The 25,481-nt window shown below is 54.8% G+C and carries 23 protein-coding genes; 7 read left to right on the forward strand and 16 right to left on the reverse strand.

The features are described 5' to 3' along the window. Positions 1–69 precede the first annotated feature (69 nt). On the forward strand, positions 70–1,380 hold the full coding sequence (locus JWF83_RS16105; protein WP_413651383.1) for a pentapeptide repeat-containing protein: 1,311 nt from the start codon (positions 70–72) through the stop codon (positions 1,378–1,380). Positions 1,381–1,541: 161 nt separating this feature from the next. Further along, positions 1,542–2,660: a pentapeptide repeat-containing protein gene (locus tag JWF83_RS16110; protein ID WP_413651384.1), complete on the forward strand. Its 1,119-nt coding sequence runs from the start codon at positions 1,542–1,544 to the stop codon at positions 2,658–2,660. Between the two features lie 67 nt (positions 2,661–2,727). Here JWF83_RS16110 and cobB read toward each other — a convergent pair whose 3' ends face one another. The 5 genes from cobB to lolC are packed head-to-tail and all read right to left on the reverse strand — an operon-like array spanning position 2,728 to position 7,630. Then, positions 2,728–3,561, reverse strand: a complete 834-nt coding sequence (gene cobB, locus JWF83_RS16115; RefSeq protein ID WP_413651385.1) for a Sir2 family NAD+-dependent deacetylase — start codon at positions 3,559–3,561, stop codon at positions 2,728–2,730. A gap of 14 nt (positions 3,562–3,575) precedes the next feature. Beyond that, positions 3,576–4,484, reverse strand: a complete 909-nt coding sequence (gene nagK, locus JWF83_RS16120; RefSeq protein ID WP_413651387.1) for an N-acetylglucosamine kinase — start codon at positions 4,482–4,484, stop codon at positions 3,576–3,578. Positions 4,485–4,489: 5 nt separating this feature from the next. Further along, a complete protein-coding gene (gene lolE / locus JWF83_RS16125) occupies positions 4,490–5,734 on the reverse strand; it encodes a lipoprotein-releasing ABC transporter permease subunit LolE (RefSeq protein WP_413651389.1) in 1,245 nt (414 codons plus the stop codon). Further along, the gene (gene lolD / locus JWF83_RS16130; protein WP_413651390.1) at positions 5,734–6,438 is read right to left on the reverse strand and encodes a lipoprotein-releasing ABC transporter ATP-binding protein LolD; all 705 of its coding nucleotides are present in this window, start codon (positions 6,436–6,438) and stop codon (positions 5,734–5,736) included. Before lolD ends, lolE begins: the two co-directional genes overlap by 1 nt. Beyond that, entirely contained in the window at positions 6,431–7,630 is a 1,200-nt protein-coding gene (gene lolC, locus JWF83_RS16135) for a lipoprotein-releasing ABC transporter permease subunit LolC (RefSeq protein ID WP_413651391.1), read from the reverse strand. Before lolC ends, lolD begins: the two co-directional genes overlap by 8 nt. A gap of 268 nt (positions 7,631–7,898) precedes the next feature. On the opposite strand from lolC, the gene JWF83_RS16140 reads away from it, so the two are divergent. Both JWF83_RS16140 and mfd read left to right on the forward strand, forming a co-directional pair. Then, a complete protein-coding gene (locus JWF83_RS16140; protein WP_413651393.1) occupies positions 7,899–8,108 on the forward strand; it encodes a hypothetical protein in 210 nt (69 codons plus the stop codon). Between the two features lie 155 nt (positions 8,109–8,263). Then, positions 8,264–11,707 carry a transcription-repair coupling factor gene (gene mfd / locus JWF83_RS16145; protein WP_413651394.1) on the forward strand — a complete coding sequence of 1,148 codons (3,444 nt, stop codon included), beginning with the start codon at positions 8,264–8,266 and terminating at the stop codon, positions 11,705–11,707. Positions 11,708–11,843: 136 nt separating this feature from the next. Here mfd and JWF83_RS16150 read toward each other — a convergent pair whose 3' ends face one another. From JWF83_RS16150 to ycfP, 3 genes are all read right to left on the reverse strand, one after another. After that, positions 11,844–12,383, reverse strand: coding sequence for a glycine zipper 2TM domain-containing protein (locus tag JWF83_RS16150; RefSeq protein ID WP_413651396.1), 540 nt, complete (start codon positions 12,381–12,383; stop codon positions 11,844–11,846). Positions 12,384–12,668: 285 nt separating this feature from the next. Continuing rightward, on the reverse strand, positions 12,669–13,973 hold the full coding sequence (locus JWF83_RS16155) for an NAD(P)/FAD-dependent oxidoreductase (protein ID WP_413651397.1): 1,305 nt from the start codon (positions 13,971–13,973) through the stop codon (positions 12,669–12,671). Between the two features lie 222 nt (positions 13,974–14,195). Then, the gene (ycfP, locus tag JWF83_RS16160) at positions 14,196–14,738 is read right to left on the reverse strand and encodes an alpha/beta hydrolase YcfP (RefSeq protein ID WP_413651399.1); all 543 of its coding nucleotides are present in this window, start codon (positions 14,736–14,738) and stop codon (positions 14,196–14,198) included. A gap of 280 nt (positions 14,739–15,018) precedes the next feature. Between ycfP and JWF83_RS16165 the strand changes: the two genes are divergently transcribed. Beyond that, positions 15,019–15,906, forward strand: coding sequence for a hypothetical protein (locus tag JWF83_RS16165; RefSeq protein WP_413651400.1), 888 nt, complete (start codon positions 15,019–15,021; stop codon positions 15,904–15,906). 313 nt (positions 15,907–16,219) lie between these two features. Here the strand turns inward: JWF83_RS16165 and JWF83_RS16170 are convergent, their stop codons facing one another. The 6 genes from JWF83_RS16170 to hinT all read right to left on the reverse strand — a co-directional run bounded on the left by JWF83_RS16170 (position 16,220) and on the right by hinT (position 19,958). After that, positions 16,220–16,381, reverse strand: coding sequence for a general stress protein (locus JWF83_RS16170; protein WP_413651504.1), 162 nt, complete (start codon positions 16,379–16,381; stop codon positions 16,220–16,222). Positions 16,382–16,668: 287 nt separating this feature from the next. After that, positions 16,669–17,712 (reverse strand): beta-N-acetylhexosaminidase, encoded by a 1,044-nt coding sequence (gene nagZ, locus JWF83_RS16175; RefSeq protein ID WP_413651505.1) that lies wholly within the window; start codon positions 17,710–17,712, stop codon positions 16,669–16,671. A gap of 87 nt (positions 17,713–17,799) precedes the next feature. Continuing rightward, positions 17,800–18,627 (reverse strand): thiamine kinase, encoded by an 828-nt coding sequence (gene thiK / locus JWF83_RS16180; RefSeq protein WP_413651402.1) that lies wholly within the window; start codon positions 18,625–18,627, stop codon positions 17,800–17,802. Beyond that, the gene (gene lpoB, locus JWF83_RS16185) at positions 18,611–19,195 is read right to left on the reverse strand and encodes a penicillin-binding protein activator LpoB (protein WP_413651506.1); all 585 of its coding nucleotides are present in this window, start codon (positions 19,193–19,195) and stop codon (positions 18,611–18,613) included. The genes thiK and lpoB overlap by 17 nt, the downstream gene beginning before the upstream one ends. A 23-nt stretch (positions 19,196–19,218) precedes the next feature. Continuing rightward, on the reverse strand, positions 19,219–19,587 hold the full coding sequence (locus tag JWF83_RS16190) for a YcfL family protein (RefSeq protein WP_413651404.1): 369 nt from the start codon (positions 19,585–19,587) through the stop codon (positions 19,219–19,221). Between the two features lie 20 nt (positions 19,588–19,607). Next, a complete protein-coding gene (gene hinT / locus JWF83_RS16195) occupies positions 19,608–19,958 on the reverse strand; it encodes a purine nucleoside phosphoramidase (protein WP_413651405.1) in 351 nt (116 codons plus the stop codon). A gap of 369 nt (positions 19,959–20,327) precedes the next feature. Here hinT and JWF83_RS16200 point away from each other — a divergent pair, with 369 nt between their 5' ends. Next, positions 20,328–21,920: an MFS transporter gene (locus tag JWF83_RS16200; RefSeq protein WP_413651406.1), complete on the forward strand. Its 1,593-nt coding sequence runs from the start codon at positions 20,328–20,330 to the stop codon at positions 21,918–21,920. A 9-nt stretch (positions 21,921–21,929) separates the two neighbouring features. Further along, positions 21,930–23,069, forward strand: a complete 1,140-nt coding sequence (locus tag JWF83_RS16205; protein WP_413651507.1) for a glycoside hydrolase family 88/105 protein — start codon at positions 21,930–21,932, stop codon at positions 23,067–23,069. On the opposite strand, the gene JWF83_RS16210 is transcribed toward JWF83_RS16205, so the two are convergent. Together JWF83_RS16210 and JWF83_RS16215 are read right to left on the reverse strand one after the other, a co-directional pair. Beyond that, positions 23,060–24,253, reverse strand: a complete 1,194-nt coding sequence (locus JWF83_RS16210; protein WP_413651508.1) for an MFS transporter — start codon at positions 24,251–24,253, stop codon at positions 23,060–23,062. The two genes, JWF83_RS16205 and JWF83_RS16210, sit on opposite strands and share 10 nt — an antisense overlap. Then, complete coding sequence (locus JWF83_RS16215; protein WP_413651407.1) at positions 24,253–25,452, reverse strand: serine hydrolase domain-containing protein; 1,200 nt, start codon at positions 25,450–25,452, stop codon at positions 24,253–24,255. The genes JWF83_RS16210 and JWF83_RS16215 overlap by 1 nt, the downstream gene beginning before the upstream one ends. Positions 25,453–25,481: the final 29 nt, after the last annotated feature.

Consider the following 25,481-nt stretch of genomic DNA (forward strand, 5'->3'; position numbering starts at 1 on the left):
CGGCGGACGGGCGTAACAATATCAATGCCAATACAATATCTTAAATGACATTATTAAAAAGGAATTAATATGCATTATGGATTAAATATTAGTGGCGATACCATTGAAACACCGCTAGTTAGCCAGACTGCCGACGCCTGCCCGCAGTTAACGCTATTAAAAAAACCATTAGCAGAAAATCTGAATTGTCAGGAAGAAAAAGACTTCTACCGGGAAAAATCAGCGGCGCTACAACAGCTGTTAAGCGCTCATCGTCTGGATGCGCCGCTTGATTTAAGCAATACGGATTTAAGCGGGATGGATATTTACGATGTTGATCTCAGTTACGTCATTTTTACCGACGCCAAATTGGTAAAGGTTAAAATGTCCAATGTGAATCTTCACGCTGCGGTTCTGGAAAATGCCAATTTCAACGGCGCCTTTTTACGAAAAATAGATTTAACGGATGCCATACTTAACGGCGCCAGCCTTGAGTCAGTCACCCTTATCAGCTCTACACTGTGCAATGCCCGCCTTGAGAAGACCCGGCTGAAGTGGGCCACGCTGCTATTTGTCGATTTAAGCCTCGCGCAACTGACGGAAACCCATCTCGGTTTCAGTCAGATTACCGAATGTAAAGTCACCGGCTGCGACTGGCGCTGGACGATTCTGAATGGCGCCATAATGGAAAATATCGATCTGAGCAGACATGATTTGTCGGCAACGCAAATGACCGGCGCAACGTTTAAACATGTCCGGATGGATGGCATTATTCTGACCGGCGCGGATATGTATGGTATTAAAATTGAAGACTGCTCAATGAAAGGCGCCATGCTCTATGGCGCGACACTCACCGCTGCCACATTGAAAAATGTCAATCTGAATGACGCGGAAATGAAATTTGCCCACCTGCAGTGGGCAACGATTTCCATGTCCAGTATGCGCAATGTTGATTTAAGCTGGGCAAATATTAGTGAAATAAAACTGACAGATAGCGATTTAACCGCCGCTGATTGCCACGCGGCAGCAATGGATAATATTAATATTTGCGGCAGTAACTTAACCAATACTCAACTAAGCAGTACTTTCTCGCTGGCGTTGCCCGCCAGATGGCACGACCAGGCGATGCTGGAAAGCTGGCTGGTCTCCCACCATCAGTTGCATGGCAACCTGCTGAGCGCCATCGACAGTATCGATATCAATTATGACAGCATTAAGCTTGCCGGGGTGATTAAACTGATCGACTCACTGCAGTCTGCGGCGATCAATCTCTCAGCTGTGATTGTCCCCTTAACCCTTTTCCTGTCAAAACCCCCCTACAATAGCGATCCCCGCCTTAAGCAATTTATCGCCACACAGGGCAATGGACAGTTACCACCCGCTCCCCAGCATATCCTCTAACCTCGGTGTTCCGTAGTCCGCCGCAATATATTAACGCCCTGTGCCAGAGAATTTATAATGCAGACCAGCAAAATGACCGCAGCGGCGAAATTTGAAAGTCTGCGCTATTATTTCCAATTACTCTTCCTTTTCCCATATAGAAATTCTCTAAGGAGGAGAATTTGTTTTTATCACCAATCGCCTCTTCATCTGTTTCTCCCGACAGCGACAGCAACCCGCTGGCTCCGCCTTCCGATCTCGCAATACTTCAACGCCCGATGCCAGAGAATGCCGGTGCTGTTGAAACAGAAGAGCTGCAGATAGCCAAATATCAGGCGCTGGAAAACAGACTAAAAGACCACTCAATTAATTATCCGCTCAGGCTGTCGAATATTGATTTGAGCGGCATGGATTTAAGCAAACTCGATAAAAAACTTGAAGGAATAATTATCGAGGATAGCCAACTGCAGAATACCATAATGAATGGCATATCATTGCTGTATTGCAGATTTGAAAAAGTGGATCTGAGTAACAGTCAGTTAACCGGTTGTGACATGCAGTCGGTCGTTTTCATTGATGTCAATATGCAAAAATCCAGGCTGGAAAATGTCAATTTTGCCAATGCTGACCTACAGAGAGTCGACTGGCTGGGGGCCCATTTACAGGATATCCGTAACCTGCAGTTTTGTCAGAATATTACCCTGGCACTTCCCAACGAATGGGACAACGACAGTCTGGATCTCTATTTCAACACGCACAGAGCGCAGGGTTGTTTACTGTCGAATATTGATCAGCTTACCAATGAGAGCGACAGTGATTCTGCCAGTGACAGCAGCAGCGGCATTAATTACTTTCCGCATCGAACCTTTTATGTCGGCCAGGTAAATAACCACGATCTGGCGAATATCGATGACTTTAGCGACGTTGAAGATATAGACGTTTTTTACAATACCGACGGCACGGACGATGACGATAATGATAACGATGACAAACACAGCAGCAACTTTTCTGATATACAGGACAATCGCCGATTCAGTACGGATTTTAATGTCGTCATCGACATTGAGGATAACTATGCCAGAGCAAAACAGATTCTGGTCAGGCAAATGATTAGCGCATTAAACTGGGGAACGCCGCAGGCTCCGTTAGATATTTCATCGGTGGCTGAACAGATTAAAGAGCGATTAGCGAAACCACTGTATCGCGAGGATGAAGAACTGAATACTCTACTTAAAGAGCTCAATGTCACCCCCTCGCTATTACCCGATGACGATTCAGCAAACGGGGATAACCTTTTTTGACTTTTCGGGTCGCGCGAAAAGCGGCTAGCAGCTACGGGCGGCATACTGTGCCGCCCACAGCGCATAATTACTTATATAGCCCGAGTAAAAAGGTACGCACATACAGCGGCACCACTTCGCTGGCCAGTCCGTATTTCTTCTCCTGAAACTCACTGCCTACCTGGCTGGGTTCCAGATTCAGCTCGACGGTGTGCGCCCCATGCAGGCGCGCTTCATGGACAAAACCCGCCGCCGGATAAACATGGCCTGAAGTACCAATCGCGATAAAGTAATTGGCCTTTTCCAGCGCGCGATAGATCTCTTCCATCTGCAGCGGCATCTCGCCAAACCAGACGACATGGGGACGTAACCGTTCCGGGAACTGGCAACAATGACAGTGGTCGCCGACATTAATATCCTCATTCCATGCAAAAATCTGCCCGCTGCCCGGACAACGCACCTTAAGCAGTTCGCCATGCATATGGATCACCCGCTGACTGCCAGCGCGCTCATGCAGATTATCAATATTCTGCGTCACCAGCAGAAAATGGTCGCCAAGCACCGATTCCAGTTCCGCCAGTGCCTGATGCGCCGCATTCGGCTGGATCTCCGGCTGCTGCAACTGACGACGACGCGCATTATAAAATGCCTGCACCAGATTCGGATCGCGTCTGAAACCTTCCGGTGTCGCCACATCTTCAACCCGGTGCTCTTCCCATAACCCGTCATGGGCACGGAAAGTGCGGATGCCGGATTCAGCGGAAATCCCCGCGCCGGTCAGGACGACGACGTGCGGCAACGGATTAGCCAGCAGCTCCGCACTGCGATCGCGCTCGAAAATGCGCTGGCGAAAACGTTGATGGATCTGGCGCTTAGTCTTCTTGTAGCGTGCAAGTCGCAGTCGGCGACGGGGTGTGCGCATAAAAGCTCCTTAAGTTACCTGAGGTGGAGGAAAGCGGCGCCGCGCATTCCTCCGGCATCACCATGGCGGGCTTTGGCGAAACGAGGTGTTCTGGCAACCGGTAACAAGTACTTCGCCACACGCCGTTCCAGTCCTTCATAGAGTGCATCGAAATTGGAAAGCCCCCCACCCAACACCACCAGATGCGGATCGATCAACGTCAGCAAATTGCCAAGACAAACGGCTAACAGCTCGCAATAACGTTCGGTATGGGCCCGTGCCTGCTGATCCCCCTGATAATAACGGGTGATGATGTCAGGCGCACTGAGAGTCTGCTTATAGTATTGCTGCCACAACCATGAAAAACCGGTTCCGGAAAGATAGGATTCAATACAGCCGCGTTTGCCACAGCCGCACTGTTGCAGAGGGATGTCACTGCCGAGTACCTCAAGGGCATCCACCGGCAGGCGCAGATGACCAAATTCGCCGGTGATAAAATTGCGTCCGGTAACCGGTTTGCCGTCAACAATCAGCCCGCCCCCGACTCCGGTACCGAGGATCAGGCCAAACACCACCGGAAAGGCCTGAAACTCGTCATCCCAGGCTTCGGAAAGAGCAAAGCAGTTGGCATCGTTATCAATCCGCACTTCACGCCCCAGCCGCTGCGACAGATCGGCGCCCAACGTTTTCCCGCGGGCAGCCGGAACATTGGCGGTAAACAGCGTGCCGTCATCCGGCACCGGCAACCCCGGCACCCCGATGCCGACGCTGCCCGGCACACCGCTACGCTGATCCGCAGTGCGCACCAGCTGCTCCAGTACCGTCAGCAGTTGCTGATAGTCGTCACGCGGGGTAGGCACCCGCGTACTCCACAGCTGGCGGCGCTGTGAGTCATAGACGCCAAGCGCGATTTTACTGCCGCCCATATCGAGGCCATAGTACATAACGATTATTGTCCGCTTAACACCCGCGCCGGGTCGATACGGCTGGCGCGCCGCGCCGGATACCAGCTTGCCACCAGGCTCAGGACAATTGCCGTCGCCAGCACCGAAATGACATCCAGCCAGTGCAATTCTGATGGCAGGAAGTCGATAAAATAGATATCGCCGGAAAGAAACTGATGGCCGAGCAGGGTTTCAATGCCGCGCATGAGCGGCGTAAGATTGAGCGCCGCCAGCACCCCAACCACCACGCCGCTGACGCTGCCCAGCAGGCCCGCCATCAGTCCATACCAGACAAAGATAGCGCGGATCAGTCCATCTTTGGCGCCCAGCGTTCGCAGCACCGCAATATCACCGCTCTTATCTTTCACCGCCATCACCAGCGTTGAGACGATATTAAAACAGGCGACACCAATCACCAGTACCATCGCCAGATACATAATGGCGCGGATCATCTGGATATCACGATACATATAGCCGTAAGTACCAATCCAGCTACGGATATAGACATAGGACTGGGTCACCTGGCCGGCATCACGCACCAGTTTATTGGCGCTAAACGGGTCGTTAACTTTAATCGCAATACCGGTGACATTATCACCCATCGCCAGATACTGCTGCGCATCCGCCAGCGGCACCATCGCCAGACTGTGATCAAGCATCCCGCTCAGTTGCAAGATACCGCTTACCTGCAGGCGAATACGTTTCGGCTGCAGCAGCTTATGCTCGCTGTCGCTGTTAGGGATCATGATCGTCAGCCAGTCACCCGGTTTCAGGTTTAGCGATTTTGCCACGCCACTGCCGATAATCACCTGCTGTTGACCGGCGGCGAAACTGGACCAGGCATTATGCTGCACAAACTTCGGCAGTGCGCTTAGCCGTGTTTCCAGCTGCGGATCGACGCCTTTAACCTGAATCGCCTGCAGTTTGGCGCCGCTTTCAATCAGACCGGTAAAATTGATATAGGGCGCCGCAGCGGCAATGCCGGCAACCTGCTCAATGCGCGGCAACATGCCCTGCCAGCCACTCATCGGCTGATTCACCGGTTCAATCTCTCCGTGCGGCACCACCGCCAGAATACGGTTGTTCAGCTCGCGCTCGAAACCATTCATCGCGCTCAGACCGACAATCAGTACCGCCACCCCCAGCGCAATACCGACGGTTGAGATCACCGAGATCAGCGACACCATTCCGCCGCGACGACGGCCGCGACTAAAGCGTAACCCCAGCAGCAGGGATAAAGAAGCAACCATTACAGGGCTCCCGCCAGCGTTAGCTCGCCGCTAAGCTGCCCGTCACGCATCTCCATCTGTCGCTTCAGACGCTTCGCCAGATGCAGGTCGTGGGTCACCACCAGAAACGCGGTGCCCTGACGCACATTCAGTTCGCCGAGCAGATCGAAAATAGCATCCGCGTTGCGTGCATCAAGGTTGCCGGTCGGCTCATCCGCCAGTACCAGACGCGGGTTATTCACCAGCGCCCGGGCAATCGCCACGCGCTGACGCTCACCGCCGGAAAGCTCAGAAGGACGATGGGCGGCACGTTTTTCCAGCCCTACCGCCGCTAACATCGCGCGCGCTTTCTCCTGCGCGTCGTTTTTATGCATTTTGCCAATCAGCAGCGGCATCGCCACATTTTCCAGCGCGGTAAAGTCCGGCAGCAGATGGTGAAACTGATAGATAAAACCCAGTTCGCGATTACGCAGTTCGGCCTTAGCCGCAGAAGATAAACTGTTCAGCGATTTCCCGTTAAACACCACTTCGCCGGAAGTGGGCGAATCGAGCCCGCCCAGCAGATGCATCAGGGTACTCTTACCGGAGCCGGAGCTGCCGACAATCGCCATCATTTCACCCGGTTCGATGCTAAAAGAGACATTGCGCAGCACATCTGTCTGCACGCTGCCTTCCTGGTAGCGTTTGCACAGATCGTTACACTGCAACAGGATCGAATTACTCATAGCGTAAAGCCTCAGCGGGTTGTACGGCGGCGGCGCGCCAGGAAGGATAAAGCGTCGACAGTAACGCCACCGCCATCGCGGTGAACGCAATCGCCACCACTTGCCATGGCGAAATCGCCACCGGCAGCGCAGCGCCATCGAGGAACAGACCAATGATCGGCATCAGATTATTCAGCTGGCTGGCCAGCAGTACCCCCAGTAAGGCGCCGAGCAGCGCACCAATAATGCCCGCGCTGGCGCCCTGCACCATAAACACCAGCATAATCTGACGGCGCGTCAGGCCCTGGGTTTGCAGAATGGCCACTTCGCCCTGCTTTTCCATAATCAGCAGGCCAAGGGAGGTAATGATATTAAACGCCGCCACCGCCACAATCAGGCTAAGCAGCAGGCCCATCATATTCTTCTCCATGCGCACCGCCTGGAACAGCTCGCCTTTACGCTCGCGCCAGTCTTTCCACACCATGCCGTCAGGCAGTTTTTGCTGACTCAGAGTGTCGACGCTTAACGGCTCATTCAGCCATAAACGCCAGCCGGTGATATTCCCTGGCGGATAGCGCATCAGACGTGACGCGTCCTGCTGGTTGACCAGAATCTGGTAACCATCCACTTCGCTGTTGGAGGCAAAGGTACCGATAATATTGAACAGGCGCTGGCTCGGCACCCGTCCCATAGGTGTAAACTGACTGGCAGATGGCACCATCAGGCGCAGGGAGTCACCACGTTTGACCCCCAGCTGCCCGGCCAGCTGCTCGCCAAGGATGACGTTATACTGACCCGCCTGCAGCGCCTGCTGTTTCACGTTGACCAGATAGGGCGTCAGCGGATCCTGCTCGTCAGGCTGCACACCGAGCATAACGCCAACCGCCACGCTGCGCGCGCTCTGCAACACCACATCACCGGTGGTCAGCGGGGCAACGCGGCTGATACCCTGAAGTTTCAGGCTGTCGGCGCTAATTTGCCCGGGATTAATCGATCCTTTATCGCTGGTGACCAGCGCTTGCGGCATCAGACCGAGAATATTGTTTTCCAGCTCGCGTTCGAAGCCGTTCATTACCGACAATACGGTAACCAACGCCAGCACCCCGAGCGTAATGCCGATGGTGGAAAGCCAGGAGACAAACCGACCAAAGCGGTCTGAGGCGCGTCCACGCATGTAGCGCAGACCAATAAATAAGGCAACAGGTTGATACATGTAATCCGTCTTGTGGCGCTTGCTGATGCAAAGTGATCAAGGATGATAAAGGACCGGCTCGCTTTATGGAACCTCTAAGCCTCTGAGTCTGCGGCAAAGCCTGTAAAGATAACGCAGCAAACGGCTAAGCGGCGAAAAAAACCACAACAACACTGCGTTAATCAGCTAATCACACGGGCGGCAGATGGCGTAAACTATAATGCTATACAGCGGAATGATATACAGTGGCTGAGTATTACTGCCGTTTTAACGGCGCTGGAGTGGTACGATGTTCAGATATCCCAAAGGCAGTATTGTGAAACATAAATCCGGTGATATCAAAGGCGAAGTGGTTAACGTTTTTGAGCAGGGAGATGCGCCAACCGGATACTACGTTAAATGGGACGACGGCAATCACAGCTATCATGTTGAGCAGGAGTTATGCTGGGCGAATATTGACCGGCCCAAAATGCATTACACTCAGCAATCAACAAAGTAACGACTGCCCGTAGCATGGTTTTACCTTCTCCCGGCGATGCCCGGCATTTTGTGTCGCCTGTTGACCACAAAAATCCGTTCGCGATCAGGTGACCCCTGGCGCGTTCTGTGAAATCATTACGCCATATGGATAATTAAGAGAACGTCGAACCGACTATGCCAGAACAGACTCGTTATTCCCTGCCTGTGAAAGCCGGCGATCGCTCCCTGCTTGGGCAGCTGACCGGTGCGGCTTGTGCCGTTGAGTGCGCTGAAATCATTGAACGTCATCGTGGGCCGGTGATGTTAATTGCACCCGATATGCAAAATGCCCTGCGCCTGCAGGATGAAATTCAGCAGTTTACTGACCAGCCCGTTGCCAGCCTCGCCGACTGGGAAACACTGCCTTTTGACAGTTTCTCACCGCATCAGGAAATTATCTCCTCACGTCTTTCCACGCTGTACCAGTTACCCTCGCTACAGCGCGGCGTGCTGATCCTGCCGGTTAACACCCTGATGCAGCGCGTTTGCCCGCACAGCTTTTTACATGGCCATGCGCTGGTGATGCAGAAAGGCCAGCATCTGTCGCGTGATACCCTGCGCAGCCAGCTGGAACAGGCCGGTTATCGCAGTGTCGATCAGGTGATGGCCCATGGCGAATATGCCACCCGCGGCGCCCTGCTCGATCTCTACCCGATGGGAAGTGAACAGCCGTACCGCATTGATTTTTTTGATGATGAAATCGACAGCCTGCGCCTGTTTGATGTCGATACCCAGCGCACGCTGGAAGAAGTGGCGGCGATTAATTTGCTGCCCGCCCACGAGTTCCCGACGGATAAAGGCGCCATTGAGCTATTTCGCAGCCAGTGGCGCGAGCAGTTCGATGTCAAACGCGAAGCCGAGCATATCTATCAGCAGGTCAGTAAGGGCACATTGCCTGCCGGCATCGAATACTGGCAACCGCTGTTTTTCGACCAGCCGTTGCCGGCGCTATTCAGCTATTTGCCGGATAATACGCTGGTGATCAATACCGGCGACCTGGAAAGCAGCGCCGGGCGCTTCTGGCTTGATGTCACTACCCGTTATGAAAACCGCCGCGTCGATCCGATGCGCCCGCTGCTGACGCCGGAAAAACTCTGGCTGCGTACCGATGAGTTGTTCAGTGAGCTAAAAAAATGGCCGCGCATTCAGCTCAGTAGTGAAGTGCTGGCGGATAAAGCGGCTAATACCAATCTGCACTACCAGCCGCTGCCCGATCTGACGGTGCAGGCGCAGGCCAAAGCGCCGCTCGATAACCTGCGACGCTTTCTTGAAAGTTTTAGCGGCTCAGTGATCTTCTCCGTAGAAAGCGAGGGCCGGCGCGAAACCCTGCAGGAGCTGCTGGCGCGTATTAAAGTGCTGCCGAAAACCATTTCACGGCTGGATGAGGCCAGTAAAGCCGGTCATTACCTGATTATTGGCGCCAGTGAACGTGGTTTTATTGATGGTCTGCGCCAGCGTGCGCTGATTTGCGAAAGTGATTTACTCGGCGAACGCGTCAGCCGCCGCCGTCAGGACAGCCGCCGGACCATCAACCCGGATGTGCTGATCCGTAACCTCGCGGAACTGCACGCCGGTCAGCCGGTGGTGCATCTGGAGCATGGGGTGGGCCGCTATATCGGTCTGACGACGCTGGAAACAGGCGGCATTACCGCTGAATACCTGATGCTGGCCTACGCCAACGATGCCAAACTGTATGTGCCGGTCTCCTCACTGCATCTGATTAGCCGCTATGCCGGTGGCGCCGATGAAAATGCGCCACTGCATAAACTCGGTAGCGATGCCTGGTCGCGTGCCCGGCAAAAAGCCGCCGAGAAGGTGCGCGACGTGGCGGCTGAATTGCTGGATATCTACGCCCAGCGCGCGGCGAAGACCGGTTTTGCCTTTAAACATAACCGCGAGCAGTATCAGCTGTTCTGTGAAAGCTTCCCGTTTGAAACCACCCCGGATCAGGCGCAGGCGATCAATGCGGTACTTAGTGATATGTGTCAGCCGCTGGCGATGGACCGTCTGGTGTGTGGCGATGTCGGCTTCGGTAAAACCGAAGTGGCGATGCGCGCCGCGTTTCTGGCTATCGAGAACCATAAGCAGGTGGCGGTGCTGGTGCCTACCACCCTGCTGGCCCAGCAGCACTTTGATAACTTCCGCGACCGCTTTGCCAACTGGCCGGTGCGTATTGAAATGCTGTCCCGCTTTCGCAGCGCCAAAGAGCAGGCACAGATCCTCGAGCAGGCCGCCGAGGGCAAGATCGATATTCTGATTGGCACCCATAAGCTGCTGCAAAACGAAATTAAATGGCGTGATTTGGGGCTGCTGATTGTCGATGAAGAGCACCGTTTTGGCGTCCGCCATAAAGAGCGCATCAAAGCGATGCGCGCAGACGTTGATATTCTTACCCTCACCGCCACGCCAATCCCGCGAACGCTCAATATGGCCATGAGCGGCATGCGCGATTTGTCAATTATTGCCACGCCGCCGGCGCGGCGCCTGGCGGTAAAAACCTTTGTCCGCGAGTATGACGACCTGGTGGTGCGGGAGGCGATTCTGCGTGAAGTCCTGCGTGGCGGCCAGGTTTACTACCTGTATAACGACGTGGAAAACATTGAGAAAGCCGCGCAGCGGCTGGCGGAACTGGTGCCGGAAGCGCGTATCGCCATCGGTCATGGCCAGATGCGCGAACGCGATCTGGAACGCGTGATGAATGATTTCCACCACCAGCGGTTTAATGTGCTGGTATGTACCACCATTATTGAAACCGGTATAGATATCGCCACCGCCAATACCATTATTATCGAACGCGCCGATCACTTTGGCCTGGCGCAGTTGCACCAGCTACGCGGTCGCGTTGGCCGTTCGCACCATCAGGCTTATGCCTGGCTGCTGACCCCGCATCCGAAAGCCATGACCACCGATGCGCACAAACGTCTGGAGGCGATTGCGTCACTGGAGGATCTCGGCGCCGGCTTTGCGCTGGCGACCCACGATCTGGAGATCCGCGGCGCCGGCGAACTGCTGGGCGAGGACCAGAGCGGACAGATGGAAACCATCGGTTTCTCGCTGTATATGGAGCTGCTGGAAAACGCTGTCGAGGCGCTGAAAGAGGGGCGCGAGCCGTCACTGGAAGATCTGACCAGCAACCAGACCGAAATCGAGCTGCGGATGCCATCGCTGCTGCCGGATGACTTTATCCCTGACGTCAATACCCGCCTCTCTTTCTACAAGCGTATCGCCAGCGCCCCAGGCGAAAACGAACTGGAGGAGCTAAAAGTCGAGCTGATCGACCGCTTTGGGCTGCTGCCGGATGCCGCGCGTAATCTGCTGGATATCGCCGCCCTGCGCCTGACGGCGCAGAAACTGGGCGTACGCCGCATCGAAGGCAGTGAAAAAGGCGGATTTATCGAATTTGCCGAGAAAAATAAGGTTGACCCTGGCTGGCTGATTGGCCTGCTGCAAAAAGACCCGCAGCACTGGCGCCTCGATGGCCCGACACGTCTGAAGTTTATCCGCGACCTCGGCGATCGTAAGGTTCGCATGCAGTGGATTCGTGATTTTATGGGACAGTTGCAGGAGAACGCCGCCTGATAGCGGCGTTAAACCGCATCAAGCGGCCAGCAATACGAAGTCAGTGAACGCATTCGTTGGCGATGGCGATGGGAAGCTTGCCGCAGAGCGGCATTACTGCCGCTCCGTGGCGTGCGATCAACGGCTGGGTAGCAGCTTAAGCCTGATTATTCAGTACCAGCTGCCCTTTACTATCCAGCGGAATACGGGTGCCGGGGTCATTTTCCATGCGGATTTTGCCCTGCTGGTCGCCGATTTTATAGGTTACATCGTAACCCAGCATTTTTTCCTGCTTATCGTAAACCGTTTTGCAGCGCTGCTCGCTGGTGGTGTAAGTGTCACGTTCCTGTAAGGCGCCCTGCGCCTGATTACCGCCGTAGCCTCCCGCCAGAGCACCGGCAACGGTAGCCACACTGCGGCCGCGTCCACTACCAAACTGATGGCCTAATACCCCACCTGCCACCGCACCCAGTACTGAACCGGTAATACGGTTCTCATCCTGTACCGGACGCCGATGAGTCAGCGTGACATTGCGGCACTCCTGACGCGGATTTTTCGTGGTTTCTTTGATCGGTGTTGCGGAGAGCACCTGAGCATATTGCGGCGTGCTGTTAAAGACGTTCATCCCCGCGACGGCGGCAACGCCCAACGCAGCTGCCACGCCAATACCCATACCCGCTAGCATTGATTTGTTCACAGGAAATCCTCCTGAATTGTTACCGCGCATCGTGTCGCCACTGCCCGTTCCTGTGCAGCTTTGGCATTCCCGGCGTGCGCGACGCGCCGTGGTCATTGAAGTGAAGTTTGCGTAAAGTAACGAAGCGGAACAATCAGATAACCGGACGAAATCTCTGAGAAAATCCTTTTCAGAGTGTTCTTATCTGGCGGTAGCGGCAGGATCACAGCGGAAAATGCGAGGGTGACAGGGTAACGCAGTGCGGATAATCGTTTGAAATGGCGGGATAAATCCCGCCACTGCAGATTAGTGTAGTTTCAGTCTTGGGCGAATAACCCGGTTAATACTGCCGACCAGCATCATCAGGCCAGTTTTAAAATAGCCGTGCAGCGCAATCTGATGCATACGGTACAGAGAGATGTAGACGAAACGCGCAATGCGCCCTTCCACCATCATCGACCCGCGCATCAGGTTACCCATCAGACTGCCGACGGTACTGAAGCGTGACAACGACACCAGAGAGCCATGATCTTTATAGATATACGGCTTCAGCGGTTGTCCTTTCATCTGCGCCAGAATATTTCCCAGCACCCGTGACGCCATCTGATGGGCCGATTGCGCGCGAGGCGGTACAAAGCCGCCGCCTGGCAGTGCGCAGGAGGCACAGTCACCGATGGCAAAGATATTCTCATCACGGGTGGTTTGCAGGTTTTCGGTCACCACCAGCTGATTAATACGGTTGGTTTCCAGCCCGCCGATCTCTTTCATAAAATCAGGCGCTTTAATCCCGGCCGCCCATACCATCAGGTCAGCTTCAATAAACTCTCCGGATTTGGTATTCAGACCTTTCGCATCAGCACTGGTGACCATGGTTTGCGTTAACACCCGCACGCCGAGTTTAGTCAGTTCCAGATGCGCGGCGGCAGAAATACGCGGCGGCAGTGCTGGCAGAATGCGCTCACCGGCTTCCACCAGCGTAACGTTTAATGCCGAGTTATCCAGCCCCTTATAACCATAGCTGTGCAGTTGCTTTACCGCATTGTGCAGTTCGGCCGAAAGCTCAACGCCAGTGGCGCCCGCGCCGACAATGGCAATATTCACCGTTTCCCGCGCGCCTTCGTTCGAGGAGAACTTCAGGAACAGGTTCAGCATCTCATTATGGAAGCGGCGCGCCTGGCTCGGGTTATCGAGGAAAATACAGTGGTCTTTAACGCCCGGCGTACCGAAATCGTTGGAGGTACTGCCGAGCGCCATCACCAGCGTGTCATAAGTTAGTTCACGCTCCGGCACCAGCAACTCCCCCTGCGCGTCGCGAATTTCAGCTAACTGCAGACGTTTGCTTTCGCGATCGAGGTTAGTGACGGTTCCCAGCTGGAACTGGAAATGATGATTACGGGCATGCGCCAGATAGCTAAGCGCATCAATGCCTTCATCCAGAGAACCGGTTGCCACTTCATGCAGCAACGGTTTCCACAAATGGCTATGATTGCGGTCAATCAGCGTAATTTCCGCTTTGTTGTTACGGCCCAGTTTGTGACCCAGCTGGGTAGCCAGCTCCAGTCCCCCGGCACCGCCACCGACGATGACAATTTTCTTAGATGGTGTAGTCAAACGACCCCCTTAAATGTGAACCAATCGTTAACTAAAGGTTAAAATAATATCCTTAGTAAACATAGGGTTGGCGAACTTAAATCGCTATCTGGGGGCAGGATAACATGGCGGGGTAACCGGATCATACCAAAATTGATCCGGGTCAATTTTAAATAATAAAACTCAGATTATTACGTAGCGCCATGATGCTGGCCGGAAACATCCGGCCGCTTTAGCTGGCGATCAGCCGAGGGTTTTAAATGCTTTAATACGTTGTAAATGTGGAGAAATATTTTTGAACTTATGTCCCTCCACCTCATCCCAGACAATCTCATAAAAATCATGCAATTCCCGGGCGCTGCGCACATTGTCCAGCGCGTCGTCATGACGTGACAGAATGGTTAAACAGCGGTCGCGATTCTTTTCCCGAAAGTTGCTGACGCATTTCGTCGCGATATCGACATACTCTTCCGGGCGATCGATCTTGCCGGTCATATTTTCGAACGGGAACAGATTCGGATTAAACATGACCTGCCGGATATCGCAGAGAAAACCAATACGTTCAGCCCAGTAGCCACCCAGGCCGACACCGCAAATCAGTGGCCGTTCATCGACATTCAGATGCAGCATTTTGTCAGTCTCTTTCAACAGATGCTGCATATCATGTTTGGGATGCAAAGTGCTGTAACTCAGTAAGCGAACATCGGGATCAATAAACTGCAGCTGCAACACCTTTTCATGATTACCCGGACTGTTTGAATCGAAACCGTGCAGATAGATGATCATCGTTATCCTCACCGTTGATTTTGTCTGGCCGGGCCATCGGTGGCGATGTGCCCGGCGCGTTATGCGCCAGCGGCTGCGCTGCGGCGGACAGCGGCCCGTGCCGCTGACATATAAACCCACACTAAGGGTACAGCTTAATCTCCGGCTTTGCTTTGATCGATGACAGATTATCCGTGACCCACCGCGGCGGATAAGAACACATCCGGTTACGTTTAATTAAAGATTCCTTACACAGTGCCGATAATTTGTTCGATCTTCCGAACCAATCGTTGAGGGCATTATGAGCATTACAGGCGTGACAAATGGAATATATGACGGTATCCCGCGGGATCCTGCTGCCACACCTGCAGCGCACCCCGCCATATCAGCGACTGAACCGCTGGAGAAAGACCAGTCCAGTGCCGTAGTAGCGATCTCGCCCGAGGCGGTGAATCGTCTGAAACAGACCAGCAGCGAAACGGAAAAACCGCCGCTAAGCGAAGAACAGCAGCAAGAGAACTCCCGAAAAATCAATGAACTAAAATTAGTCAGCCCGCCAGTGATCCCCGCTACCAGCGCAGATTTTTACAACGATGTTCTCTCCCCGGATGACGCGGTTGGCGTCAGTTCATTGCTGGGCCTGGCCCGTGACAGTACCCAGTCCAGCCTTGATAAGTTTACGGCCGCGCTGCATAAAGTGTTAAGTGAAGGCACCGCAGCGGCTAATCTGTACGATAACTCCGATATTTCCAAAGCCATGGCGATCTCCCTGACCGAGGCCAAACTCCATAAGCTGGTGGACAAATATATCGACAGCGGCAGCAGAGATCTGGCTAACACTATTGTCGATACGCTGATAGGCCATCAAGTTGCTTCACGTGAACAGAGTTCGCTGCAACTGGCGCAGGCGGCACTCACTGTCGCCGGGAAATCTGGCGACGGTAAGCAGATTGCCGATGTGAAGGCGTATATCAGCCGGCTGGAACAGGACAACAGCCATCAGCAGCAACAGCTGGCGGCCATGCAAAACGTTACACAGCATGGTGACAACATGGATGAGGCTTTTGCCACCTTTAGCGCTATGATTGACACCCAGACGGAAGCGACAACGCAGAATATCAACGGAATGCGAAAACAGCTGGAGGCCTATAAAGCACAGTGGCAGGCATTTATTAAATCGCTGATATAATATAGCGCCGGCGGTAACCGTGGTTGCCGCCGGTTAATTTCATTCCTTATTAACCGATTAGCGAAAAATAAGACTACCATCTGTCACACCGGACAGAAAAAATAAACAGCGATAATAATTCCTGCTGAAATGAGAAATAAGACCAACGTACAATAATAAGACTAAAGTAATCATTACAGCCAAAAAAAAATTAATACTGCACTGTTATTAAGCGATCGGTTGAAATAAATAAAAACGCCATCACCGGTAAAAATCGTGATGGCGTGGTGCGCAACAATGCGATGCTGCATGCTGCGCGGCCTTGGGTCAGACGCTAGTTACGATGCTGGTTCTGGCCGCCTTTCTTGCCGGTTTCCGATGCTTTTTCACGATCATTTTTCAAACCGCCACTACTCTGGCCGCCTTTTTTTCCTGACTCTGACGCCTTTTCACGATCTTCTGAAAAATTACCTGAATTTCCACGATGCTGAGTCATACAAAATCCTCTTGGTATTTCAATATTCCCATCGGACAGAGTGTCAAAAACCAGCGGGATGCTGATTATTCCATGATGGGTGCTCAGTGAAGGTCTTGCATTAATAAAACTAGCAACCATCAATAAAAGATCAAGAAATAATAATGAAAATACCAGGCTAAATTGATAATGCGATGAAACACCAGCTTATTTTTATTTAATTAACCGGCTTTTATTTTCTGCGCGCGGAATATTGCCACCGCGGAGATGGCGGAAAACGCTCCGCCATCCCGGCCCGCGTCAGAGAACTATCTGGCTGCGGCTTTATGCGCCAGCCAGCGCTCATGCAACTGACTTAACTGATGATTGGCGCTTTTCCAGCGTGCTGACTGCTGCAGCTGCTGACGGCTAAATGTCCCCTGATGGTATAACTGACTGACGCGTTCGGCTTTAACCGGTGACAGATTATCCAATACGCTTACTGCGCCCGCGCGGTTATTGCAGACCAGAATCATATCGCAACCGGCATCCAGCGAAGCCTGAGCACGCTCAGCATAGCTGCCCATAATCGCCGCCCCTTCCATCGACAGATCGTCAGAGAAGATCACGCCATCAAAGCCCAGCCCGGCGCGCAGCACCGTCTTCAGCCAGTGCGGCGAACCACTGGCCGGGCGCGGATCCACTGCCGGATAGATCACGTGCGCGGGCATAATGGCGTCCAGTGCCCGTTCGTCAATCAACTGGCGAAAGATCTGCATATCATGCTGGCGGATCAACGCTTCATCACGGTCATCGCGCGGCGTCTCTTTATGCGAGTCAGCTCTGACCGCACCGTGCCCCGGGAAATGTTTGCCGGTAGTTTTCATCCCGGCTTCGTGCATCCCGGCAATAAAACGACGCGCCACCGCCAGCGCAATCGCCGGATCCTGATGGAATGAACGCTCGCCGATCGCCGCGCTGATATGACCAATATCCAGTACCGGCGCAAAGCTGATATCGATATCCATGGCGATCATCTCTGATGCCATCAGCCAGCCTGCCTGCTGCGCCAGTTCACCGGCGCTGGCGCTGTCATTCAGCGCGGCAAACGACTGCATCGCGGGTAAAGTGGTAAAACCATCACGGAAACGTTGTACGCGGCCGCCTTCCTGATCCACCGCCACCACTAAACGACTGCGCGAGGCGGTACGAATCTGGCGCACCAGTTCACGCAACTGCTCAGGATCGTGATAATTGCGGGTAAACAGAATCAGACCGCCCACCAGCGGATGCTGTAAAATTTCGCGCTCTTCCGCGTCCAGTTCATAGCTCTGCACATCCAGCATTACCGGGCCAGGCGTGGTCAACTCCATCATATTGATTATTCCTCTTTCAAAGCAGGCGCTCATCATAGGCGATCGTTGCAGAATTTACAGGAGGAGAGCGGTAAATAACAGCGGCTACAGCGCCAGCCAGGCCGCGGCGGCCAGTTGCCGCAACGGTTGTTCGCCGCTCTGCTCCGCGCGGAGCTGATACCAGCTGGCCATCAGCAAACGCAGCCATGGGTGCCAGCGCGCGACCTGACGCGCCAGCCTGGCGGCATCAAGCTGATTATGGCGCGCATAATCCAGTAGCAGACGGCGACTCTGCGCGGCGGATAAACCACTGGCGCCGATCATTGCCGCCAGCTCTAAGGCAATATCGCCGTCACCGGCATATTCCCAGTCAATCAGCCGTAATCGCCCCCCGCACTGCAGGATATTGCCGCCATGAATATCCATATGCAGTGGCGCGAGGCGTAACGGCAGTGGCTCGCCGCGACGCTCCAGCCGCCTTAATGCGCGTAGCCAGTGGATATTGCGCTGACGGCACTGCTGCCAGTAGCACCGTAATAACGCCAGCATCGGTAGCCGGTAACCGGTTAGCGGTTGATGATGCAACTCACTCACCACCGTTACCAGTTCCGGCAGATGCTGCGCGATCTGCGCGGCATCCAGCACCTCGCCCGGCAGCCACTCCAGCAGCAGCCAGTGCTGATTATGGCCATATACCTGGGGTACCAGGCCACTGGCGGCCAGCTGTTTCAGCAAACGGTATTCACGGCGGCGACTGACAAAGGGGATCGGCTGCAACGCCTGACGGCGTGCCAGCATCACTTGCCGATCGAGGGTGACTTTACCGGTTAAACCGGTCAGTCCGGCCAGCGGGGAAAAACAACCGGCGGCCTGAGCCGCCGGAAATTGCCTGACAATCAGCTGTTGCAGGGAGGGATCAATGCTGTACGTCACCGCTACCCGACCAGATAATTTCGCCGGTCTGCACCAGCATCAGCTGCATTTGCAGTTCTGGCGACTTCACGTCACCCTGAGCATTACTGTAGAGCACATACTGCGCCCCGACATAACGTGCCAGTCCCACCGCTTTGCTGCGCGTGGTAAGGCTATCTTCCTCCGACAGCCCGAGGGTTTGCTTCGCGACGTTCAGCTGCTGCGGGGTGACGAGGGTAAATTTGCCATTATTCGCCAGCGCGTTTTGCAGCGCGGCGGTGGCTTTCGCGGTTTGCAGATTGCCGTTTGTGCTGTTTTTAATCCGATCAACTAACAGCACACTGCCCGCCGTTACGCCGTCGGCCTGCAGCATCTGCGCCACCAGCGGCTGCACGCTGGCATCCCAGTTGATGGTCACCAGTTTCGGCGGTTGCGGAACCGGCAGACCAGGCTGTGGTTGCGGTACTGGCGGTACCGGCTGGGTCGGTGGCACCGGCTCTACCGGCGCCGGTGGCTGCGGCTGTTCGGCACGCTGAATACAGCCGCTGAGGATCAGCGCCAGTAACACCACGCCGGAAAGTTTATACATACTGCTGGTCACAAATGTTCCCCTTAGAGATAGAGATAAAGTCGCACCTGGCTGGCGGTCAGATTACCCAGCTGTGAAGCGATTTCGACTTTAGCGTGAGCGGGCACCACCACCATGCGCGGGCGCTCAAAAGGCTGGATCTCAAGCCCTTTATCGTCATACCAGTAGAAGCGATAGTTAACCTGTACCGGCATTTCCTGTTGATTAAACAGCACGGTGGCGGCACGTTGCTGCCCGTCGCGTTCGCCGATAGTCGGCTCATCCGTGGTGATGCCTGCGGATAACACGGAGGATTCCATCACCAGTGACTGTGAGGTATTGATCTTCGGCTGCTTGCTACTGCAGCCGGTCAGGGCCAACAGTACGACAATAGCGGTAAGCAGGACACGCATCGTGGTGTTTCGCTCAGTTCTCAATGTGAAAGCATCGGTCCGAGAGGACGACCGCCCACCAGATGCATATGGATATGATACACCTCCTGTCCGCCATGCTGGTTACAGTTGATGATTAAACGGTAGCCATCTTCGGCGATCCCTTCTTGTTTGGCGATCTTCGCCGCCACGGTAATCATGCGCCCTAATGCCTGCTCATGCGCTTCTGTGGCATCGTTGGCAGTGGCAATCAGCACATTAGGAATAATCAGCACATGGGTCGGCGCCTTAGGCGCGATATCACGGAAGGCGGTGACCAGCTCATCCTGATAGACGATAGTGGCCGGAATTTCGCGGCGAATGATCTTACTAAAAATGGTTTCTTCAGCCATGGTGCAAATCCTTAGCGGAGAGATAAGTTAACGCAGTATGAGCGAGAAATTTGTTTTCTTTCAACCTTCAAGTGACTTTTCTTTTGCCAGCTGCCTGGCTTTACGCCATTTCGTCACCAGTTTACTCCCTTCTGCGATTTTTTGTGCGATTCGCCACATTTCCGTCAGCCTTCTCCAACAAAAATAAAACGATGTTTTATAAATTTAGACGCGGGTCAGCCTGCCCTTTGTGTTTTTGCCACTTTCGCTTATCAGCTTGCAAAATCGCGAAGGTTTAGCCGCCGTGAACGCTCTAATTTCATGCCAATCCGTTTGAGTTTTTCGGTATCCGCGTTTTTTCACTACAGGATTGATCAGGGAGTATTGCACATGCCCTCTCGCAAGATTGGATTGGCCAATTACCTCGCCTATGGCTCTGGCGATTTTCTCGGCGCCGGCACCACCGCGCTGACGGCAGCCTGGCTGCTCTATTTCTACACCAACTTTTGTGGCCTGACACCGATTGAGGCGACCTTTATCTTCGCGATGGCGCGCGTGCTTGATGCGGTTGTCAGTCCGCTGATGGGGTTTTTAACCGACAATTTCGGCTCCACATGGCTGGGTAAACGCTTCGGGCGTCGTAAGTTCTTTATTCTGCTCGGCATCCCCTGCGTCTTCAGCTACAGCCTGATGTGGGTTGGGCATATGAGCTATGTCTACTATCTGCTGACCTATCTGTTGTTCGATATCGTCTACACCATGATCCTGGTACCTTATGAAACCCTGGTGCCGGAGATGACCGATGACTTCAAAAAGAAAACCAAATTCTCCGGCGCACGTATTGCGCTGGCGCAGTTGTCGGCAATTCTTGCGGCCTTCCTGCCGGGGGTGTTGCTGGGTATTTTCGGCAAGGATAATGCCATCTCCTTCTTCTACTCCAGCCTGGTATTTTCGATCATTTGTGCGCTGGTGCTGACGCTGGTGTGGTTCTTCACCTGGGAGCGCGCGCCGGAAGATTTCTCGGAACAGTCGCGCCGCGCCGAAGCGGAAAAAAGCCAGCTCAGCTTAATGCAGAGCTTACAGCGCCTGTATACCGAGCTCTCTTCAACTTTGCGTATCCGTATCTTCCGCCAGCATCTTGGCATGTATCTTGGTGGGTATATCGCCCAGGACGTGTTTAACGCGGTGTTTACCTGGTACGTGGTATTTGTGCTGATGCAGAGCGCGCAGATTGCCTCCAGCCTGATGGGCACCATGGCGATCCTGCAATTTATCGCGGTAATGGCCATGATCCCCTTATGTATCCGTCTTGGGCCGGCCCCGTCCTACCGCCTGGTGGTGACGCTATTTGCCTGTAGCGCCCTCTCCTACGCCGCGCTGTGGTACAGCGGCATGAATGACAATATGGCGCTGCTGCTGGTGATTTCCGCGGTTGCCGGTCTCGGGCGTGGCGGCATCAATTACGTACCATGGAATATCTATACCTATATCGCCGACGTCGATGAAGTGATTACCGGCCAGCGCCGTGAAGGGATTTTTGCCGGCATTATGACCCTGACGCGTAAAGCATCACAGGCGGGTGCGGTAATGTTTGTCGGCATTGTGCTACAGCTCTCCGGTTTTGTTTCCGGCCGCCCGGTGCAGAGCGAGACGGTCACCCACACCATTTTGCTGATTCTGAGCGTCGGTACCGTCTGCGTACTGGCAATCGGCTTCTTTATCTCCTTACGCTTCAAACTCAATCTGCAAACCCACAGCATTCTGCGCGCTGAAACGCTGAAAATGCGTGAAGCCGGCCGCGCGGTGCCGGAAAGAATCACCCCGGATGCGCGTGCCACCGTGGAACTGCTGGCAGGCATGCCATACGAAAACTTATGGGGTAACAATAATATTGGTTTCCTCAATCGCAATAAAGCACCTGCGCCTGCGCTGCCAGCCACACAGTCTGGCGCAGTGCCCATCACACACACGTTAAAACGATAGGATCGAATGATGACGGTATTCCCGGTAAAACAGAGCGCGTTACTTCGTCAGCCCGAATATCTGCTGCCACGTCAGCAGCTGAATCAGCTGATTGGTAAACTCACGGACAACCTGGTGAATATCACCGACCAGAGCGGCGAGTTTTTATTGCGGCTGGATGATGGTCGGGTGATCGATACCAAAGGCTGGGCTGGCTGGGAGTGGACGCACGGCATCGGCCTGTACGGCATGTATCACTACTATCAGCAGACCGGCGACCAGAAAACGCTGGCGATTATTGACGACTGGTTCGCCGCACGTCTGGCGGAAGGCACCCCCACCAAGAACGTCAATACCGTCTGTCCGTTTCTGACGCTGGCGTACCGCTACGAAGAGACCGGTAATCCGGCGCTGTTGCCGGTGCTGGAACGTTGGGCGGAATGGGTGATGTATGAAATGCCCCGCACCCGCTGCAACGGACTGCAGCATATTGTCTACAACAATGAAAACCATCAGCAGTTGTGGGATGACACGCTGATGATGAGCGTGCTGCCACTGGCAAAAATCGGCAAACTGCTGGGTCGCCAGGAGTATATCGAAGAGGCCAGCTATCAGTTTCTGCTGCATGTGCAGTACCTGATGGATCGCCAGAGCGGGTTATGGTTCCACGGCTGGACCTTCGACGGTGAACATAATTTTGCCAATGCCCGCTGGGCACGCGGCAACAGCTGGCTGACCATTGCCATTCCTGAATTTATTGAACTGATGGCGTGGCCGGAAAATCACGCTACCCGCCGTTTTCTGTTGCAGACGCTGGAGACGCAGATCGCCGCGCTGGAGCAATACCAGCATCAAAGTGGCCTGTGGCACACGCTGCTGGACGATCGCGACAGCTATCCGGAAGCCTCTGCCAGCGCTGGCTTCGCCTATGGCATTCTCAAAGCGGTACGTAAACGCTATATCTCGCGTGATTACCTGCCAATGGCGGAAAAAGCGGTGCAGGGGGTGATTAAGCATATCAATGCCGACGGTGAACTGACGCAGGTATCATTCGGTACCGCGATGGGCAAGGATCTGGACTATTATCGCCAAATCCCGCTCACCTCGATGCCTTATGGTCAGGCAATGGCGCTGCTGTGCTTAACCGAATATCTGCGCGTCTACTTGTGATCGACTAATCCGGGCGGTGGGAAACCATGACGCTGCGCGTTGCCGGCAACCAGCAGCGTCAGCGCCATTAAGGCCAGCACCGCCCACGGCAATGTTTGCACCCCGCCCCCCTCCAGCAGTACGCCGCCGATAATTCCGCCAGCGGCAATCGCGATATTCCAGCAGGTGACCAGCATCGACTGCGCCACATCCGCCGCGGCACCCGCGCTGTCGGCCAGCGCAGTCTGGAACAGGGTCGACACACCACCAAACGCCAGCCCCCATAATCCGATCGCCAGCCACACGGCCAGCGGCATAGCGGCGCAGAGTCCCAGTAGCAGCGCAGCAGCGGCGAACAGCACAATACTGCCCAGTACCAGTTGACGGATGCCGCGATCGATTAATATGCCAATAATCACAATGCCGCCGAACGCAGCCACACCAAACAGCAGCAGGACCCGGTCAATCTGCAGCGCCATACCCAACGGCGCCAGTAACGGCGCGATGTAGGTATAGAGAATATTATGCGCCAGGACAAATCCCAGCGTAACCAGCAGCACCGGACGGACGCCCGGCAGGATAAACACCTGCCTCAGCGATAAGCGTTGAGCCGCCAGCTGTCCGGGATAGTCAGGCAGTTTCACCCTCACCCAGCCGATCAGCAGCAGGGTTAACAGGCTAATCAGCGCAAAAGTGACGCGCCAGCCGATAATCGCGCCGATAAAGGTGCCCAGCGGGATCCCCAGCGATAATGCCAGCGGCGTCCCAACCATAGCCACGGCGATCGCCCGTCCTTTCAGCCGCTCAGGCACCATCCGTGCGGCATATCCGGCAATCAGCGCCCACACCAGCCCGGCGCAGACACCGGCCACAAAGCGCGCCACCAGCGTCAGGAGGTAACTGCCCGACAGTGCGGTGATGCTATTCACCACGGCAAAACCGCCGATCGCCAGTAACAGTAACGTTCGCCGCCCGATACCCTGGGTGATGATGGTCAGCGGGATCGCCGCCAGCAGCGACCCGATGGCATACAGGGTCACCAGCTGTCCAGCCAGCGCTGGCGAAACATGCAGATCCTGACTGATTTGCGGCAGTAGCCCGGCTGGCAGAGCTTCGGTCAGAATGGTGATAAATCCCGTTAGCGCCAGGGCCAGCAACCGGGTTACCGGCAGGCGCTTCTGGCTATCCGTAAGCGTCTGGTTCATCATGCCAGCTGCCCGACTGCTGCAATCTGGCCGCAGATGGCATCACGTAAGTCAGTGACAAAGCGTCCTGACATGCCCTCATATAAGGTATTCGTTAACGCCACCACACTCAGACCGCGTCCCCGGTCGACAAACCATGAGTGACCATAAGCCCCGCCCCAGCGCCAGCTGCCGGGGGATTCCGGTGACGCCGCCGCCAGCGGATCGCGCAATACGGAAAAGCCCAGACCAAAACCGAATCCCGGATCAGGCAACACATAGCCCGCACTGTGGTCGCGCGCCATTTCGGCCACCTGAGCTGCCGGTAACAGCGGTGCGCCGCCGGCGCGCAATAGCTCCAGCAGACGCAGAAAATCGCCGGCACTCCCCACCATGCCAGCGCCGCCAGAAGGAAATGCCGCGGGGTCAAGCGCCCGGGCTGGCGCAAAGCGGATCCCGACCGTACCTTCGAAAGGCGCAACCCGATCCTGCGCCTGCATACGGCGCGGTAGCGGTTGATGACTAATATATGGCACCGCCAGCCGCTGTGCATCCCGGGTGCTAAAGCCGGTGTCGCTCATCGCCAGTGGCCCGGTCACCAGTGTCTGAATTGCGTCTTCCAGCGGTTGATCGCACAGACTGGCAATCAACCCGCCCAGCACATCGGTGGCCAGCGAATAGCCCCAGCCGCAGCCCGGCGGATACAGCAATGGCACGCTGGCGATGCGGCGCAGATTTTCGCTCAGGCTAATCCCCGCCAGATCCATGCCATCGGAAACACCGGCCTGCGCATAGGGACCGGATTCATCAGCCTCAAGGAAGCGGTAACCGAGCCCGGCGGTGTGGCTGAGCAACTGTCTGGCGCTAATCAGCGGCCGGCTGCCGTCCGCCATGCGCGGCTGAAAATCAGGTAGCCAGCGGCGGATATCGGCATCCGCATCTAACCGTCCCTGAGCCACCAGCACCATGGCGGCCACCGAGACAATCGGCTTGCTCATCGAAGCCAGCCGGAATAGCGTATCCTCCTGCATCGCACGCGCCGTTTCGCGATCTGCCTGACCGGCGGCGCGACGGTAGATCAGGCGCCCATGGTGCGCGACCAGCACCACGGTGCCGACCAGCCGCTGTTGCGACAACGCCTGGTCAATCACGTGGTCCACAGCAGCGGAGAAAGCGGCGTCAGAAACCGTGTCGGATACAGTTAACGAATCAGTGGTCATGGTTATTCCCTGGTGAGTGGATGACCAGC

The sequence above is a fragment of the Pantoea sp. B65 genome (assembly GCF_047308185.1).
Classification (GTDB): domain Bacteria; phylum Pseudomonadota; class Gammaproteobacteria; order Enterobacterales; family Enterobacteriaceae; genus Erwinia.